This is a genomic window from Microvirga sp. 2MCAF35 (genome assembly GCF_052115545.1).
Lineage (GTDB): Bacteria > Pseudomonadota > Alphaproteobacteria > Rhizobiales > Beijerinckiaceae > Microvirga.
In genome coordinates, this window is record NZ_JBFRGW010000020.1 from 67,002 (window position 1) to 81,649 (window position 14,648).

A 14,648-nucleotide genomic window follows, 5' to 3' on the forward strand; every position below is an offset into this window, starting at 1 on the left:
TTCCTCATGTGAAACCCTTAATTCCTGGGCCGTACTTGATCGTTAAAGGTGCGCTAAGGAGCAACTCCTAACGTTCAGCCAGTTGCGTTGAAGCGAGTGCGAGCATGTCATCGTCTGCACATCCGGACCTTTGGTCGGACTTGTCGGGTTTTGGATCGCCGGACGGCTCTCCCGATGCACGCGCGGCTCTCCTGAAAGTGAACGCGGAGATGTTCGTCGCGGCGGCGGCGCGCGACCGGGAGAGCATCGAAACCTTCGAGACGCTTGTTCTCGGTTTTCTGCCTAAGACCGACACGGCGACAAAGCGCGACCTCGCCCGAATCCTCGCGCCCTGCCCGGACACGCCAGCATCCATCCTGGATTATCTGGCTCGGCATTCACCTGACGCCGTCAACAACCCTCATCACCGACCCGCGCCTCCTTTCAGGAGACGGCAGCTTGCCACGTCGGAAGGACGCATCGCCATCGCGTCACAACCGGATCTCGATTCGGCGACGGTCCACAAGCTTCTGGCCTTGAGAGAGAACACCGTCGAGGATGCGCTCGCGGCCAATCCCGCTCTTCTTCCCGATACCGAGCCTTTCGCGGATCTGCTGCGGCAGGCCGGCCGACGTCCAGCCCTGGCGGCCATCCTTCTCGACCGCGCCGACCTTCCGGCGGCCGCTCAGGCCTCTCTGTATCTGGCAGCCCCCAGGGAGCGTCGAGAGGCGATCAGGGAGCGTATTGCGGCCTGCCTCGCCCATCGGCGTGTGAGCCTGTCGTTCACGCTGACAGAACAGGATCTGACGGACCTCATGGCCGCAGGCCTCAAGGGCGACGAGCACAGGTTGGAAACGATCCTGACCGCCCTCTTCGGCTTTCCCCCATCCACGGAGTGGCGTCTGCTAGAAACCGGACGCCACCGTCTTCTTGCACTAGCGTTGAACGTCCTCGGTGTGCCGCGGAGAGAGGCGATCCGGATCTTCCTCAATCTGCACCCCGCCCTGTCCTACCCGCTTTCCGCCATCAGGACGTTGGTGCACGAAATGCAGGATGTCCCCGGGCCTGTCGCGCTGGCCCTCATCGAGTGCATTCTGGATGTGAAGATTCTCTCGGGGGAAGCACTCGCCTGAGACAGCGGACCTACCTCACCTTAAGATCCAAGCTCGGGGTGGCTGCAGGCTCAGCCGGGTTTCTGCTAGATTGTCCGTGTCGGCGATGTGACTGGAGGGTCGGATGTTCCTGCAGACGATCGAGGAAGAAGACGCAACCGGCAAAGTCGCGGGGATTTACGAGAAGCAGCGAGCGCAAGTCGGTTTCGTCATGGAGGCCGCAAAGTGCTTCACGGCCCGGCCGGACCTGTTGCCGATCTACACCGAATTCTCCGACCGTCTCCGCGCCGGCTTCTCGCTCGGCCTTCGAGAATGGCGCCTGATCACGCTGATCGCGGCGAAACATATTCCCTCCACCTATTGCTCCCACGTCTATGGAAAGCAGCTCATCGAGGACCTCGGCTCGAAGGAGGCGGTGCTCGCCGTTCAGCGGGATTTTCGAACCGCGGGCTTATCGGACAAAGACGTCGCGATGCTGGCCTATGCCGAAAAGGTCGCCCGGGACGCGCCCCATATCACCGGGATCGACATCGAGCGCTTGAGGCGGGTCGGCTTCTCGGATCAGCAGATCTGCGACATCGCCCTTTGCGCCTCCTTCCGCTGCTTTGTCAGCCGCTTCTTCGACGCCATGGGCGCGGGCACCGAGGCGGTCTTCATCGACGAGGATGTCGAGTTCCGTTCGGCCATGAGTGTTGGCCGTCCGCTCTGAGCCATGAACTGCACCGAAACCCAGGCCGGTGCTGCACGTCGGCAACCGATTCAGTCCTCGGACGCGAGGTCCAGGAAGTGCCGCCCTGCCCTGTCGTCGACCTCCACGAGCCAAAGATCGGAGTCGAAGCGCAGTTCGCGCGTCATCCGCTCCTCCACGTCGAGCGGCATCACGTCCTTCAAAACAGCCGAGAAGAGACGCTCGCCACTCTCGTCGAGGAAGAGCTGCGGTGCCGGCCCGTAAAGGCTTGCCGTGCCGTCGAGCCGGTCCACCTTGACGAATACCGCGCCCGCTTCGGCGGCGCCGCGCTTGCGCAAGGCGGCTTCGACTCCCTCGACCGAACAGCGGCGCAGGTAAGCCGAAACCCAGAAGTCGGAGCGAAGGCGGGACATCATGGGACCGCGATGCCGGACGCGGCTGAGAGTTCGCGGATCGTCCGCGCGTTCAACTCGCCGGTGACGGGCAGCCGCCGGTCCTGCTCGAATCGCTCGATGGCCTGCCGCGTGCCCGAGCCCATCAGGCCATCCACCTTCACGCTGTAGCCCAACCGCGCGAGTGCACGCTGCCCGGCCAGAACCGTATCGCCCTGGTCCGCACGCCCCACATTTCCGGGCGGCACAGGCACCGGCCCGCCCATGCGGATCATGTCCGCGATGGGATCGTGGCTGGCGCTCCGCAAAGGCGGAGGCGCGAGCGCAGCGGGAGCAGTCGGCTGCGGGACGCGGGCGACCGGCGCGGCGGCCGGGACAGGCTGTCCGCCGTTGCGGATCATTTCAGCAATCGGGTTGCGCGCCGGAGCCCGGGGCGTGGCGACCGATGGCAGCGCTGCCTCTGGGGAAGGATGGGCAGCGGCCTCATGGGGCGCCGAGGCCGGCGCCATGTCTTCGACGGGCGGCGCCCCGGGGCGCGCGGGCGGCAGAGGCTGGCGGGCTTCGCTCTCCACCTTGGGCTCCGGCGCGAGCACGATCTCCCGCGTGTTGAAGAGCGGCGCCGGATGGCGGCTGTGTTGCAGCGTCAGCGCGTTCCAGGCAATCGCGCCGCCGCATCCGGTCAGGAACAGGGCTGCAAGAATCTGGCGCGGATGGCTGAAGACGATCGAGGCCACCCTCTCGCCGATGCCCGGCCTGCGCGGCGGCTTGGCGGCACGTTTCTGCGCCGGTCGTGCCGGGGCCTTTCGGCGCACAACCGCCGGCAGGTCGAGATCGTCATCGGGATGGTCGACAAAAGCTTCACGCAAGGGAGTCGTTTCCGTCTTCGAAGGATGATGTCGTTGTGGTCCGCCCAGGCAGCAAGACAAGACGGCAACGCACCGATTCTTGTCCTTCTGAGGGCAAAGCCTGACAGACCCGGTTTAAGCGAAACCTAATTGCCTCGGGTCGCAGGGAGATACCGCCCGGGAAAGGCGGCACTGAGACGGCAGAGAACATAGTGCTCTAAAATTTCTCTTTTCTTTTCATGCATTTAATGCATGGTCCCAACATAAATATTTTGTTCATCCTGTTTCCATCTTTCCCAAACACGTCCTACGCGGCCCACTCGGCATACGTTATGGTGCTGCATCAATCCTGGGCTTCAGCCGACCGACCGCTTCATGTTTTCGATTCTCCGTTTCATCCTCATCGTCGGCACCATTTTCTACTTCTCACCAGTGCGGCAGCATGATGAGGGTACGGCGGCCGTCGAGGCCTTCTTCACTCCGAAGAAGACCGAACCGGCGACGGCGACCGCACCCGAAACCGATCATTCAGGCCATCTCGAATCCATCTGGAAGGCGCTGCCCGAAAGTGCCAAGCAGGCGGTCGTCGACCGGGTGCTCAGCACGTCCGGCCTCCCGCTTGCCGGCTCCGCCAAGCCTTCCGATACCCTGCGGCCCGAGGATCGCGAGCCCGCCGCGTCCAAGCCCCGCACATAAATCCGGTCTCTTCCGTCGCCAAACCGGATGACGATGGCTATATGACGGGCAGACAACCCGGGTTCGCCATGCTGCCGACAATCGACGAAATCGTTTCCAATTTCGAGCTGCTCGATGAGTGGGAGGAACGCTACCGCTATGTCATCGAGCTCGGCCGTCTCATGGAGCCGCTGCCGCAAGAGGCCTATAACGATGCCAACAAGGTTCAGGGCTGCGCCAGCCAGGTCTGGCTCCAGACCGGGCTCATCTCCTCGAACGGCGAACCCGTCCTGCATCTTCGCGGCGACAGTGACGCTCACATCGTGCGCGGCCTCGTGGCGCTCCTGATCTCCCTTTATAACGAAAAGACTCCCTCGCAGGCCCTCGCGACCGATGCCCTCGCGCTTTTCAAGGAACTCGGCCTGTCCGAGCACCTGACGCCGCAACGGTCGAACGGCGTCAGATCCATGGTCGAACGCATCCGTCGGGACGCACAGACGGCCGTCGCGGCGTCCTAATCCTTTCCACCCTCGATCACCACCGCCTGCCAGGTGCGGATGCCGCGCGAGGCGGCAGGCCCTCGGGCCGAGGCCTCGATGCCGTAATGCTCCGCGAGCCGGGACAGGGCGAGACGCACCACGATCTTGGCGGAGCGCGCGGGCCATTGCCGCTCGCGCTCGATCTGCTCCAAGCCCTTCAGGAAGCCGCAGAAGTCGAGAAGCAGGTCGCTGAAATCGCCCCCGATGGCATCGAAGGCGTTCCGCAGTCGCTGCCGGGCGGCCACCATCCGGTCCGTCGACTCGCTCGGAGAGCCCGGTCCTCCACTCCTCGGCATTCCATCCCAGCGCGCCGTCACCCCAGGCAGAAGCCCGGCGAGCATGATGTCGGTCCGCAGGCGCTCTCCGGCTTGATAGGAAGCCTCGTCGATCATGGGCTCGCCGTCGCGGCCCTTGCGGCGGCGCAGCCAATCAAGGGGGCTCTCGTCGGAATCGACGCGAACGCGGGCGACCCCTGTCTCCGATTCCACGATGGCAACGTCCGTTTCGCGATGCTGGTGAAAGAACGCCATATCAGCTTCGGGCGCCGAGGCGCGCCGCAGGCACGCTTCGCCGACCTTCGTCAGCCGCAGGGTTTTCCGGCCCGACGCGGACTGCTCCCAGCGACCGAGATCCTGGCGCACGAGAGCGTCCGCCACGGCGGAAGCGAAGCGCCCTGCCCCAACAGAAACTCCCGACCGACGCCTGTGGACAAGCACGCTCGCCGGGTCCGTCGGATCGATGATCGCCCACGTCTCCGGCTGCCCGAGCATTGTGAGAAGCCGCCGCGCCTCCTTGGTCAAGGAATCACCGGCTGCAGGCCCGACCGCGCTCTCCGGCTTGCAGCTTCCGCTAGGCCTACGCCTCCCCGAGCCGGTCTTTTTCGGGGCTGAAATCCTTGCTGCGGCAATACTCTGATGAACCGCATCGCCGTCAATAATGTTCATGTTTTGTTCCCATAAATAAAGTAAGGAAGGGTTGCCCTTTCCACCCTCGATAGTGGGGGCATATTCCTAGTTGTCAACGAGGATTCAAAACTGTTGATAAGAGTGAGGATAAGTCGGACGAGGCGCACCACACCCGTACAAAGGCCGTAATGAGCCTTCGCTGTCGCCAAGCAAAGGAAAGCCCTTCGAACAGGCTTCGGATGAATCCCATGTCGATCCGGCTCCAACCTTGAGAATGCCTTCGTCGGGCCTGTCCAGTTATACGCCGAGAACGGTTTGCCCAAGCGGTCGAGCCGCAGTGTTTTGAGACCACTGGTCAGTGTCGTTGCAATGCCGCCCGGCCGCGAGAACTGTTTCCGCTTGCGTGGAATAGCCTCTCTTCTTGGGTGGATCGTATTTTTGAACAACGAACTGGATCCACCACGCTGGAAAATGCTCTGGCTCAAGGACAGTGAGTTCTCCGGCTAAGAACTCCGACGTCATCTTTGCCGCCGCGGAAGATCGACGCCCGCAGCACCTGAGTTCATACAACGACAAGAGCCCCAATCACGCCACCGCTCGCGAGAGCGTCAGCGACACCCGCTCGGTCCGCACGGAATCAATTGACCAGAGAGCTCACTGACAGCGGAGTTGTTGCCCCAAAACGCAAAAAGCCGCCCCTGAGGGCGGCTGTCTCGACCCTCAAGGCGATCTTAGCTGCTGCTGCGCGAGGAACGGCGCTTACGGCGCTGCTGGCCGAGGCCCATTTCCTTGGCGAGTTCCGAACGGGCCTTGGCATAGTTGGGAGCCACCATCGGGTAATCGACGGGCAAAGCCCACTTCTCACGATACTGCTCGGGCGTCATGTTGTACTGCGTACGCAGATGACGCTTCAGGGACTTGAACTTCTTACCGTCTTCGAGACAGACGATGTAATCCGGCGTGACGGACTTCTTCACGGGAATCGCCGGCTTCGGAGCCTCCATGGGCACTTCCACGGTGCCGCCCCCGACACGCAGAAGGGCCGAATGGACGTCGTTGATCAACGTCGGCAGGTCGCCCGAAGGAACAGAGTTATTGCTGACGTAAGCGGACACGATATCCGCAGCCAGCTCAATGTAGTTCGAAGCAGCGATGTTGTCGCTCATTTTGATTTTCTTCCTTTCCGGCTCTTTAGAATGGCTCAAAAAAGCATTTCAACCTATGTTTGAGCATTCTCGTCTGAAGCAATGCTTGCTTCTTGCTTGAGCCGCACCCTACTTGCACAGAAATCGTGCTCGTTTTTTCCAAGTATGGCAAATTGAGCCGCATTGCAAGATGTGCATAAGGAAAACTTTGGAAAACTTCGTATCAACTATCACTATGCAATAAACCTGCGTTGAACAGTTGTCGCCGTTGATCACTGGTTAAGGCGTTCATCACGTAAATTTCATCACTCCGATCCGAAGAAGTAACTAAAAAGGCACTTTTCCTGGATGCTCGATGCCCGATAGGCCCAATCTGGACCCGACATGGGAAATCCCCGTTATCTGTGCATAATTCCACTTCTTCATCATCTGGCCGGACAATTTCATGAATATTCAGCGCCTTCCTGTCGCCCCTTTGCCCGCCGCCCCGTCGGTTCCCGCTAAACCTCATGTCTTTCAGGTGCACGGGATTCGGGTTCAGGACGATTATGCATGGCTGAAGGCCGAGAACTGGAAGAAAGTCCTCAAAGATCCGTCTACCCTCGATCCTTCCATCCGTTCGGTCCTTGAGCAGGAGAACGCCTACGCTGCGGCAGCTTTCGCCGGAACGGAGGAGTTCCAGGCCCATCTCGTGGCCGAGATGCGCGGGCGCATCAAGGAAGATGATTCCTCCGTTCCGGAACCGGATGGCCCCTTCGCGTACTTCACGCGCTACCGGGAGGGCGGTCAGCATCCCCTCGTCTGCCGGCAGCCCCGCGACAGCGGCCATGAGACGATCATGCTCGACGGCGACAAGGAGGCGGAAGGGCATCCCTTCTTCGATCTCGGCGGCGCGGACCATTCTCCCGATCATCGGCTGCTGGCCTGGGGCGCGGATATCAAGGGCTCCGAATACTTCACCATCCGCGCTCGGGATCTCCAAAGCGGCGCGGATCTGCCGGACGAGGTCTCGCAGACGTCGGGCGCCGCCGTCTGGCTCAACGATTCCTCGGGCTTCTATTATGTCGAGCTCGACGAGAACCACCGCCCGGTGCGGGTCAAACGTCATCTCCTCGGCTCAAGCACCGACCAGGATCAGGTCGTCTATGAAGAGAAGGACCCGGGCTTCTTCGTGAAGCTCGGCATCACGCAGTCGGACGCCTTCGTTCTGATCGAAGCGAGCGATCACGAAACCTCCGAGATCTGGCTGCTCGACCGAACGGATGCCTCGGCATCGCCACGGATCGTCGAGCCGCGCACGCCTCAACTCATGTACGACGTGGAGCATCACGGCGACAGCCTGATCATCCGCACCAATGCGGACGGCTCCGAGGACTTCAAGATCGTCACGGTGCCGGTCGCAACGCCCGGTCGGGCACAGTGGAAGGAGCTGGTTCCTTACAGACCCGGCACGATGATCCTCTCCGTCGTCGCGCTCGCCCGTTATCTCGTGCGCCTCGAGCGTGAAAACGCAAATCCGCGCATCGTGCTGCGTGAATTCGCCACCGGGCGGGAGGAGACCGTCGCGTTCGAGGAGGAAGCCTATTCGCTCGGCTTTTCGGCCGGATATGAATTCGACACGGACGTGATCCGCTACCATTACTCGTCGATGACCACGCCGAGCGAGGTGATCGACTACCATCTGCGCACCGGAGAGCGCACCTTGCGCAAGCGGCAGGAAGTGCCGAGCGGGCACAACCCAGCCGATTACGTGACGCGCCGCCTGTTTGCCACGGCTCCCGACGGCGAGCAGGTTCCTATCTCGCTTGTCCATCGGCGCGAAGTCGCACTCGATGGCTCCGCGCCCTGCCTGTTGTATGGATACGGCTCCTACGGCATGTCCATGCCGGCGAGCTTCCGAACAGGCATTCTGTCCCTCGTCGACCGCGGCTTCGTCTATGCCATCGCCCATATCCGCGGCGGAACGGAAAAGGGCTGGCGCTGGTACATGGACGGCAAGCGCGAGAAGAAGACGAACACGTTCACGGATTTCGTCGCCTGCGGCGAGGCCCTCATCCAGGCAGGCTATACCTCCCGCGGGCGGATCGTGGCTCATGGCGGCAGCGCGGGGGGCATGCTGATGGGAGCTGTCGCCAATCTGGCCCCGGACCTTTTCGCAGGCATCATTGCCGAGGTCCCTTTTGTCGACGTGCTCAATACCATGCTCGACAGCGAACTGCCCCTCACTCCGCCCGAGTGGCCGGAATGGGGGAACCCGGCCGCGGACGAAGCCGCTTTCCACACGATCCTGTCATACTCGCCCTATGACAACGTGAAGCCGCAGGCCTATCCGGCGATCCTGGCTCTCGCCGGACTCACAGATCCGCGCGTAACCTATTGGGAGCCGGCGAAATGGGTCGCCAAGCTGCGGTCCACCATGACGGGCGGTGGCCCGATCATCCTCAAGCTCAACATGGATGCGGGTCACGCCGGCGCGGCGGGCCGCTTCGACCGGCTTGAGGAAGTCGCCCTGGCCTATACCTTCGCCATCCGGTGCCTTGAGGGGTTTCAGAACTGATCTGATGCGCTATGTCAAAACGTAACGTATTGAAGGATGCCGCCTTAGCAAGCTGCAGAGCCTGCTAGGGAAGCCGAGAGTACAAATCGATGACCAAGCGCGGCAGTTTACTGGCCGAGGACAAAGTCGCCTCACCAGAGGGCGACAGGGAGCGCATCGCAGAGCTGGAAACACGTCTGGCTCAGACAGAGGAATCCCTCCGCACCAGCAATTTCAAGCTGAGGATCGCGCTTGACATCGGCCGGCTCGGCGCTTGGGAACGAGACTTGAAGACCGACGAGGTCATCGGTACGGCTGTCTTCAAGGAATATCTCGGCCTCCCGCAGGACGCCTCGCTGACCTATGGCGAGCTGCAAGCCCTCTTTCATCCGGCAGACCTCGATCGCATCAACCAGGCGGTTGCATATGCGTTGCGCACCAAGACCGATTTCAACATCGAGCATCGCATTCTGAAGCCCGACGGAAGCATCGGCCATGTTCACGTGCGAGGCGGCATCATCTACGAGAATAACGAACCCGTCCGCTTCGCCGGCGTCCTGCAGGACATCAGGGAGCGGCAGAAAATCAGAGAAGAAGTGGGCCAGGCCCAACGGCGCCAGGAGTTCCTCCTCAAGCTCAACGATCAGCTCAGCAATATCGACGATCCCTTTCAGGTCATGGAGATCGCTGCTCGCAATGTGAGCACCTTCTTGAAGGTGGATACCGCCGGCTATGGCGAGGTCTACGAAGACCGCGGCGTCATCATCGTTGAACGGGAATGGTCGCGAGGGCTCATCAGCAACGAGGGCAAGGTCAGGAAAATCGATCAGCATGCCAATGCGATCATCGAGACTTTGAAGCGAGGACAACCTTCGATCATCAACGATGTGAGAACCGATTCTCGCCTCTATGATCCGGCCACTCAAGCCTTCTACAGCACCATCAATGTGCGTTCGGGCTTCGCCGTGCCCATTCACAAGAACGGACGCTTCATCGCAGAATTCTACGTTTATTCTTCGACTCCCAGGGACTGGACGAGCGACGAGCTCTCCCTTGTCGAAGATGTGGCCGAGCGCACCTGGCTGGCCATCGAAAAGACCCGCGCCGAGACGAAGCTTCGCGAAACCGAAGCTCTCTTCAAGCTCATCGCGGAATCCCTCCCCGCGCTTGTCTGGATCATCAAGCCGAACCTCGAATTGACCTACACGAACGAACGATGGGTCACGTATTCGGGCCTCCCGCCAAGCGAGGCCCTGGGACATAGCTGGACAACAGCCATCCATCCTGAAGACTGGGCCCGGATGAACGAGGAGATCAAGCCTGTCATCGCCGGTAAAACCACTTATACGACGGAGGCTCGCTATCGTTCCGCCGACGGAGAATACCGCTGGCACATCATTCGTGCGGCTCCGGTGCATCATGCCGCCACGAGAGACTTCGAGGGATGGGTCGGCACCAGCGTCGACATCCATGACCTGAAGATCACGGAAGAGGCTCTACGCTCGAGCGAAGAACGTCTGTCGCTAGCTCAGAGCGCGGCAGGGATCGGCGTCTTCGACTGGCATATTCCGACCGACACGATCACCTGGACGGCGGAGCAGGAGCGTCTCTTCGGCCTCGAACCCGGGTCGTTCAAAGGCTCCTCGTCCGACTGGGCGGATCGCATCATCCCGGAAGATCGGACCTATGCCACGCAGGCTATCGCAGACGCGCTGGCCCGCAAGGATAAGGAGATCGAGTTCATCTACCGAATTCGGCGTCCCGACGGAATGCGTACGATGCAAACCATCGCATTGTTCTTCTATCAGGCCGACGGATCCCCGTTGCGGATGATCGGCGTCGACATCGACATCACACATTACAAGGAGGCGGAGAACCGCCAGAACCTTCTCATCCGGGAACTGCATCACAGGGTCAAGAATACTCTCGCCACCGTGCAGGCCATCGTCGGCTCCACGGCCCGCACCGCTTCGAGCATCGACGAATTCTACCAGGGCTTCGTCGGCCGCATCGTCTCCCTGGCGCGCACCCACAACCTCCTCACCGAGGACCTGTGGCAGAAGGCGAGCCTGGAGGAACTGCTCCAGACGGAACTCGGGCCTTACGAGGATGGGGCCAGGAACCGCATCACCATCATGGGCCCCCCGCTCGAACTGCCCTCGGAAGCGGCCGTTCCGATCGGCATGGCGATCCATGAACTGACGACGAACGCGGCCAAGCATGGAGCGCTGTCCACCTTCGGCGGCCAGGTGGAGGTCCGCTGGGAGATCTTGGAAGGCGAATGCCCGATGCTGCGCTTCTCCTGGGTGGAGCGTGGCGGGCCAAGAATCGTCGGCACGCCCACGCGCCAGGGGTTCGGGACGCGCCTGCTGCAACGCGTCCTGACTACGCAGCTTCAGGCCGAGGTCTCCATGGAGTTTCCCCCTGAGGGCCTGCACTTCTCGATGCGGCTTCCGATCCCGACCGAGCCCCCCACCTTCAATCCGGACAGGTAGGCTCCATGCTGCTCGATGCAAAACGCTCCCACCTCATCATCGTCGACCTTCAGGCACGCCTCATGCCGGCCATTCATGAAGGCGAAACCATCCTCCGGAATGTGCGGATCCTGCTGGAGGCGGCCAAACGGCTGGGCGTTCCCGTCACGGTGACGGAGCAATATCCCAAGGGACTTGGCACGACCATTCCGCCGGTGCAGGAAGCCTTGCCGGCGCAAGCCGTCACTCTGGCCAAGACCACGTTCTCGGCCGCTCGCAATCCGGGAATTGTCGAGCGGGTTTCAGGACTGCGAGGCGGCGGGCGGAGCCAACTCGTGATCTGCGGAACCGAAGCGCATATCTGCGTGCTGCAGAGCGCCTTGGAATTCAAGACGTCCGGGCTCGAGGTGTTCGTGGTGGCGGATGCGGTGTCGAGCCGCTCGATCCACAGCGTCAACGCCGCCTGCGCGCGCCTGCTTCACGCCGGCTGTCAATGGGTGACCACGGAAATGGTGGCCTTCGAGTGGATGGGCGAAGCGGCGACGGAGGATTTCCGCGCGCTGGCTCCCCTGTTCAGGTAGAAGTCGGCGAGCCTCCCTCGCCTCCCGCGGCAATGAAGGTCTTCAGTTCGTCCAGGGACTGGAAGCGGAACACGCCGCTCGGGGTCTGGGCCTCGATCGAGCCGTCCGAGAACATCACGTATTTATTGTCGCCGGAGTTATAGGTGCCGACCACCACGGCGGGATGAGACGTGTCGGGAGCCGTCTCGTGCTCCTCTTCCGCTTCCCTCTCAGAATCGGGCGCGACTTCAGGTTCGCGCTCGGGCTCAATCCCGGAAGCGGTCTCGGCGGCCGTCTCCCGAGATTCGCCACGCTCGTCGCGATGATGTGTAGCGGTCTCGGGCTCACGCTCGTCCAAGTCACGGTGATAGAGATCGGAACCATCGAAGACACGCGGCTCTTCATCCTCGTCGCGTGCCCGTTCGGCCAGGAGGAAATCCGGCACCTTCATGTCCGGCTCATCTTCTGCGCGGGCCGGAGACGAGACCGTCCTGGGCGGGAACGGAACGACCGGCTCGGGAGCCTGCGGCTCCTCCGGCCATGCAGCCACCTTCACGTCTTCTGCGGCGTCCCTGTCATTCCCCCGGCGATCCTCGCCCTCGAAAAGCGGAAGGGTCGCCTGCCTCTCGTCGACACGTGCGTCGTCCTCCAGGGCATGGGCGGCCGGGGCTCCGGCCACGCCGCCGCCGGGGAGCGCCGCCAGCGAGGGTTCATTCAGGGGTCTCGGCGTTCCAAGAAGGGCTTTCTCATCGAAGCTGCCCTGGAACTGCGACAACCGTTTCTCGATCTTCGCCAGCTTGGAAACGACTGCCGCGATGCCGAGCAGGAGCGCGCCGCTCGCAGCCGTGATGCTGCCGGCGATCACCATCGTCCAGCCCCGCTCGACCAGAACGATATCCCATCCAAAGAAAGCTGCGAAAAGCCCACCAACGATCATCGCAAGAGCGAGGGCCAGAAGAGCGATGATCATGCCGTCTCCATCATACGCAAACCCAGAGCACCGGCCCGAAAAGTGGTCCCCACTTTCAAGGTCGATCCGATGCTCCCTCCCATATAGGCAGCGCTCGTTTCCGCGGGAAACCCGAATGAACGTTTCCGCACGATGCGCCAGGACAATCAAGGCAAAGCTATGCTTCTATAGGCAAAAGACAACCGCCTGGGAAGCTTGACCAGAAAAAAGTCCGGAGCTTGGCCGTTGCTCTTGGGCATGTGCCGCTTTAACTAAGCTCCAGGCGCATCGTGCGGGAAAGTGGCCCCGGTTTTCGCTGACGCGGCCCTCCGGGTCCGCATCGGGCGATGCGCAGTCAAACGAGGGGTATCGGATCTGATCCCAGAAGTGGTCCCCACTTCTGGGTCCGATAGCCCGGGTCGCTCAATCCAAAGGAGACGCCGATGTCGTTCACCCTGCCCGAACTGCCTTATGCCTATGATGCCCTGCAGCCCTACATGTCGAAGGAAACCCTGGAGTTTCACCACGACAAGCACCACGCTGCTTACGTCAACACCGGCAACAACCTGCTGAAAGGCACGGAATTCGAGGGCAAGAGCGTCGAGGAGGTCGTGAAAGGCTCCTACGGCAAGAACCAGGCCCTCTTCAACAATGCCGGCCAGCACTACAACCACATCCACTTCTGGCTCTGGATGAAGCCCAATGGCGGCGGCGCCCTTCCGGGCAAGCTCGAGAAGAAGATCGTCGAGGATATCGGCTCGGTCGACAAGATGAAGGAAGACTTCATCCAGGCTGGCGTCGGCCAGTTCGGCTCCGGCTGGGCTTGGCTTGCCGTCAAGGACGGCAAGGTCACGGTCATGAAGACCCCGAACGGCGAGAACCCGCTCGTGCACGGCGCCCAGCCGATCCTCGGCTGCGACGTATGGGAACACTCCTACTACATCGACTACCGCAACCGCCGTCCCGACTATCTCAAGGCCTTCCTCGACAATCTCGTGAACTGGGAGCATGTCGAAGAGATGTTCGAGAACGCGACCAAGTAATCAGAATAACGATACGTCAAACGGGCCTCTTCGGGGGCCCGTTTCATATTGCCCCATGGAGGCCTAGTCGTGATCGAGTTCCTGTACCGCTCCATTCTGATCGGGATTGGCGCAACGGCGGTTTTCGACCTGTGGGGGCTGTTCCTGAAACACGCTTTCGGACTACCGGGCGCGAACTGGGGCCCGGTTGGCCGCTGGTTCTGTCATCTTGTGAGCGGCACCGTCTATCATGAAGATATCGCAAAGGCCCGTCCGTTCGCTCACGAAAAGGCAGTGGGCTCGATTGGTCATTACGCTGTCGGCATCCTCTTTGCGGCCATTCTGCTGGCTCTCGCGCCCTCCGGCTGGTCCCGGCAGCCGACCCTGATGCCTGCCCTCATTGTCGGCCTGGTCACGGTCGGCGCAGGCTGGTTCCTGCTCCAGCCCGGCATGGGTGCAGGCATTGCCGCTTCGAAACGGCCCAATGCGAACCAGATCCGGGCTCTCAACGTCGCTGGGCATATCGTATTCGGGTTAGGCCTTTACGTGAGCGCACTTCTCGTCCGCTGAGACGCTCAGGCCAATTCGGTACTGGAGCTGTCCTGTCTCTGCTCATGAAGCATGGCAGCCCGTTTGCGCCAGCGAGAATCGGTTCGTTGAGAATGCAGTGGTCTTTATCTGTCAAAGAGCCAGCACCTATGGGCCCGCAGCTTGCGCTGCGAGCCTGAAGGTTGATCGAGGGTGGCGCGACGGGCAATCCGGCTCGCTACTGATGTGAATGGAAGAGCCGAACTGCTCCTCGCGCACGGTTCTTTTAGGCGTTTAGA

14 protein-coding genes are annotated in these 14,648 nt (G+C 61.6%); 9 read left to right on the forward strand and 5 right to left on the reverse strand.

Features of this window, described 5'->3' with window-relative positions; translation table 11 throughout:
- The first annotated feature begins 104 nt into the window (after positions 1–104).
- Positions 105–1,112 carry a hypothetical protein gene (locus tag AB4097_RS12225; protein WP_442039832.1) on the forward strand — a complete coding sequence of 336 codons (1,008 nt, stop codon included), beginning with the start codon at positions 105–107 and terminating at the stop codon, positions 1,110–1,112.
- Positions 1,113–1,215: 103 nt separating this feature from the next.
- The gene (locus AB4097_RS12230) at positions 1,216–1,800 is read left to right on the forward strand and encodes a carboxymuconolactone decarboxylase family protein (RefSeq protein WP_442039834.1); all 585 of its coding nucleotides are present in this window, start codon (positions 1,216–1,218) and stop codon (positions 1,798–1,800) included.
- Positions 1,801–1,850: 50 nt separating this feature from the next.
- Here the strand turns inward: AB4097_RS12230 and AB4097_RS12235 are convergent, their stop codons facing one another.
- The gene (locus AB4097_RS12235) at positions 1,851–2,192 is read right to left on the reverse strand and encodes a DUF1491 family protein (RefSeq protein ID WP_442039836.1); all 342 of its coding nucleotides are present in this window, start codon (positions 2,190–2,192) and stop codon (positions 1,851–1,853) included.
- Positions 2,192–3,037: a peptidoglycan-binding protein gene (locus tag AB4097_RS12240; protein WP_442039838.1), complete on the reverse strand. Its 846-nt coding sequence runs from the start codon at positions 3,035–3,037 to the stop codon at positions 2,192–2,194. Before AB4097_RS12240 ends, AB4097_RS12235 begins: the two co-directional genes overlap by 1 nt.
- 354 nt (positions 3,038–3,391) lie before the next feature.
- Here AB4097_RS12240 and AB4097_RS12245 point away from each other — a divergent pair, with 354 nt between their 5' ends.
- Positions 3,392–3,712, forward strand: a complete 321-nt coding sequence (locus AB4097_RS12245) for a hypothetical protein (RefSeq protein WP_442039840.1) — start codon at positions 3,392–3,394, stop codon at positions 3,710–3,712.
- A 41-nt stretch (positions 3,713–3,753) separates the two neighbouring features.
- Positions 3,754–4,209 carry a SufE family protein gene (locus tag AB4097_RS12250; RefSeq protein WP_442039842.1) on the forward strand — a complete coding sequence of 152 codons (456 nt, stop codon included), beginning with the start codon at positions 3,754–3,756 and terminating at the stop codon, positions 4,207–4,209.
- Here AB4097_RS12250 and AB4097_RS12255 read toward each other — a convergent pair.
- Positions 4,206–5,030, reverse strand: a complete 825-nt coding sequence (locus AB4097_RS12255; protein ID WP_442039844.1) for a DUF6456 domain-containing protein — start codon at positions 5,028–5,030, stop codon at positions 4,206–4,208. The genes AB4097_RS12250 and AB4097_RS12255 overlap by 4 nt on opposite strands.
- Positions 5,031–5,866: 836 nt before the next feature.
- Positions 5,867–6,301, reverse strand: coding sequence for a MucR family transcriptional regulator (locus tag AB4097_RS12260; RefSeq protein ID WP_442039846.1), 435 nt, complete (start codon positions 6,299–6,301; stop codon positions 5,867–5,869).
- A gap of 424 nt (positions 6,302–6,725) precedes the next feature.
- On the opposite strand from AB4097_RS12260, the gene AB4097_RS12265 reads away from it, so the two are divergent.
- From AB4097_RS12265 to AB4097_RS12275, 3 genes are all read left to right on the forward strand, one after another.
- Positions 6,726–8,837, forward strand: coding sequence for a S9 family peptidase (locus tag AB4097_RS12265; protein ID WP_442039848.1), 2,112 nt, complete (start codon positions 6,726–6,728; stop codon positions 8,835–8,837).
- 89 nt (positions 8,838–8,926) lie between these two features.
- Positions 8,927–11,311, forward strand: a complete 2,385-nt coding sequence (locus tag AB4097_RS12270; protein WP_442039850.1) for a PAS domain-containing protein — start codon at positions 8,927–8,929, stop codon at positions 11,309–11,311.
- A 5-nt stretch (positions 11,312–11,316) separates the two neighbouring features.
- Positions 11,317–11,871 carry a hydrolase gene (locus tag AB4097_RS12275; RefSeq protein WP_442039852.1) on the forward strand — a complete coding sequence of 185 codons (555 nt, stop codon included), beginning with the start codon at positions 11,317–11,319 and terminating at the stop codon, positions 11,869–11,871.
- On the opposite strand, the gene AB4097_RS12280 is transcribed toward AB4097_RS12275, so the two are convergent.
- Complete coding sequence (locus tag AB4097_RS12280) at positions 11,864–12,820, reverse strand: hypothetical protein (RefSeq protein ID WP_442039854.1); 957 nt, start codon at positions 12,818–12,820, stop codon at positions 11,864–11,866. The genes AB4097_RS12275 and AB4097_RS12280 overlap by 8 nt on opposite strands.
- 422 nt (positions 12,821–13,242) lie before the next feature.
- Between AB4097_RS12280 and AB4097_RS12285 the strand changes: the two genes are divergently transcribed.
- On the forward strand, positions 13,243–13,842 hold the full coding sequence (locus AB4097_RS12285) for a superoxide dismutase (RefSeq protein WP_442039856.1): 600 nt from the start codon (positions 13,243–13,245) through the stop codon (positions 13,840–13,842).
- Positions 13,843–13,911: 69 nt separating this feature from the next.
- Positions 13,912–14,391: a DUF2938 domain-containing protein gene (locus AB4097_RS12290; RefSeq protein WP_442039858.1), complete on the forward strand. Its 480-nt coding sequence runs from the start codon at positions 13,912–13,914 to the stop codon at positions 14,389–14,391.
- Positions 14,392–14,648: the final 257 nt, after the last annotated feature.

Coding starts and splice junctions, on each gene's coding strand:
- AB4097_RS12260 (WP_442039846.1), bottom strand. CDS start 6,301: ATGAGCGACAACATCGCTGCTTCGAACTACATTGAGCTGGCTGCGGAT.
- AB4097_RS12285 (WP_442039856.1), top strand. CDS start 13,243: ATGTCGTTCACCCTGCCCGAACTGCCTTATGCCTATGATGCCCTGCAG.
- AB4097_RS12275 (WP_442039852.1), top strand. CDS start 11,317: ATGCTGCTCGATGCAAAACGCTCCCACCTCATCATCGTCGACCTTCAG.
- AB4097_RS12245 (WP_442039840.1), top strand. CDS start 3,392: ATGTTTTCGATTCTCCGTTTCATCCTCATCGTCGGCACCATTTTCTAC.
- AB4097_RS12235 (WP_442039836.1), bottom strand. CDS start 2,192: ATGTCCCGCCTTCGCTCCGACTTCTGGGTTTCGGCTTACCTGCGCCGC.
- AB4097_RS12265 (WP_442039848.1), top strand. CDS start 6,726: ATGAATATTCAGCGCCTTCCTGTCGCCCCTTTGCCCGCCGCCCCGTCG.
- AB4097_RS12230 (WP_442039834.1), top strand. CDS start 1,216: ATGTTCCTGCAGACGATCGAGGAAGAAGACGCAACCGGCAAAGTCGCG.
- AB4097_RS12250 (WP_442039842.1), top strand. CDS start 3,754: ATGACGGGCAGACAACCCGGGTTCGCCATGCTGCCGACAATCGACGAA.
- AB4097_RS12225 (WP_442039832.1), top strand. CDS start 105: ATGTCATCGTCTGCACATCCGGACCTTTGGTCGGACTTGTCGGGTTTT.
- AB4097_RS12270 (WP_442039850.1), top strand. CDS start 8,927: ATGACCAAGCGCGGCAGTTTACTGGCCGAGGACAAAGTCGCCTCACCA.
- AB4097_RS12280 (WP_442039854.1), bottom strand. CDS start 12,820: ATGATCATCGCTCTTCTGGCCCTCGCTCTTGCGATGATCGTTGGTGGG.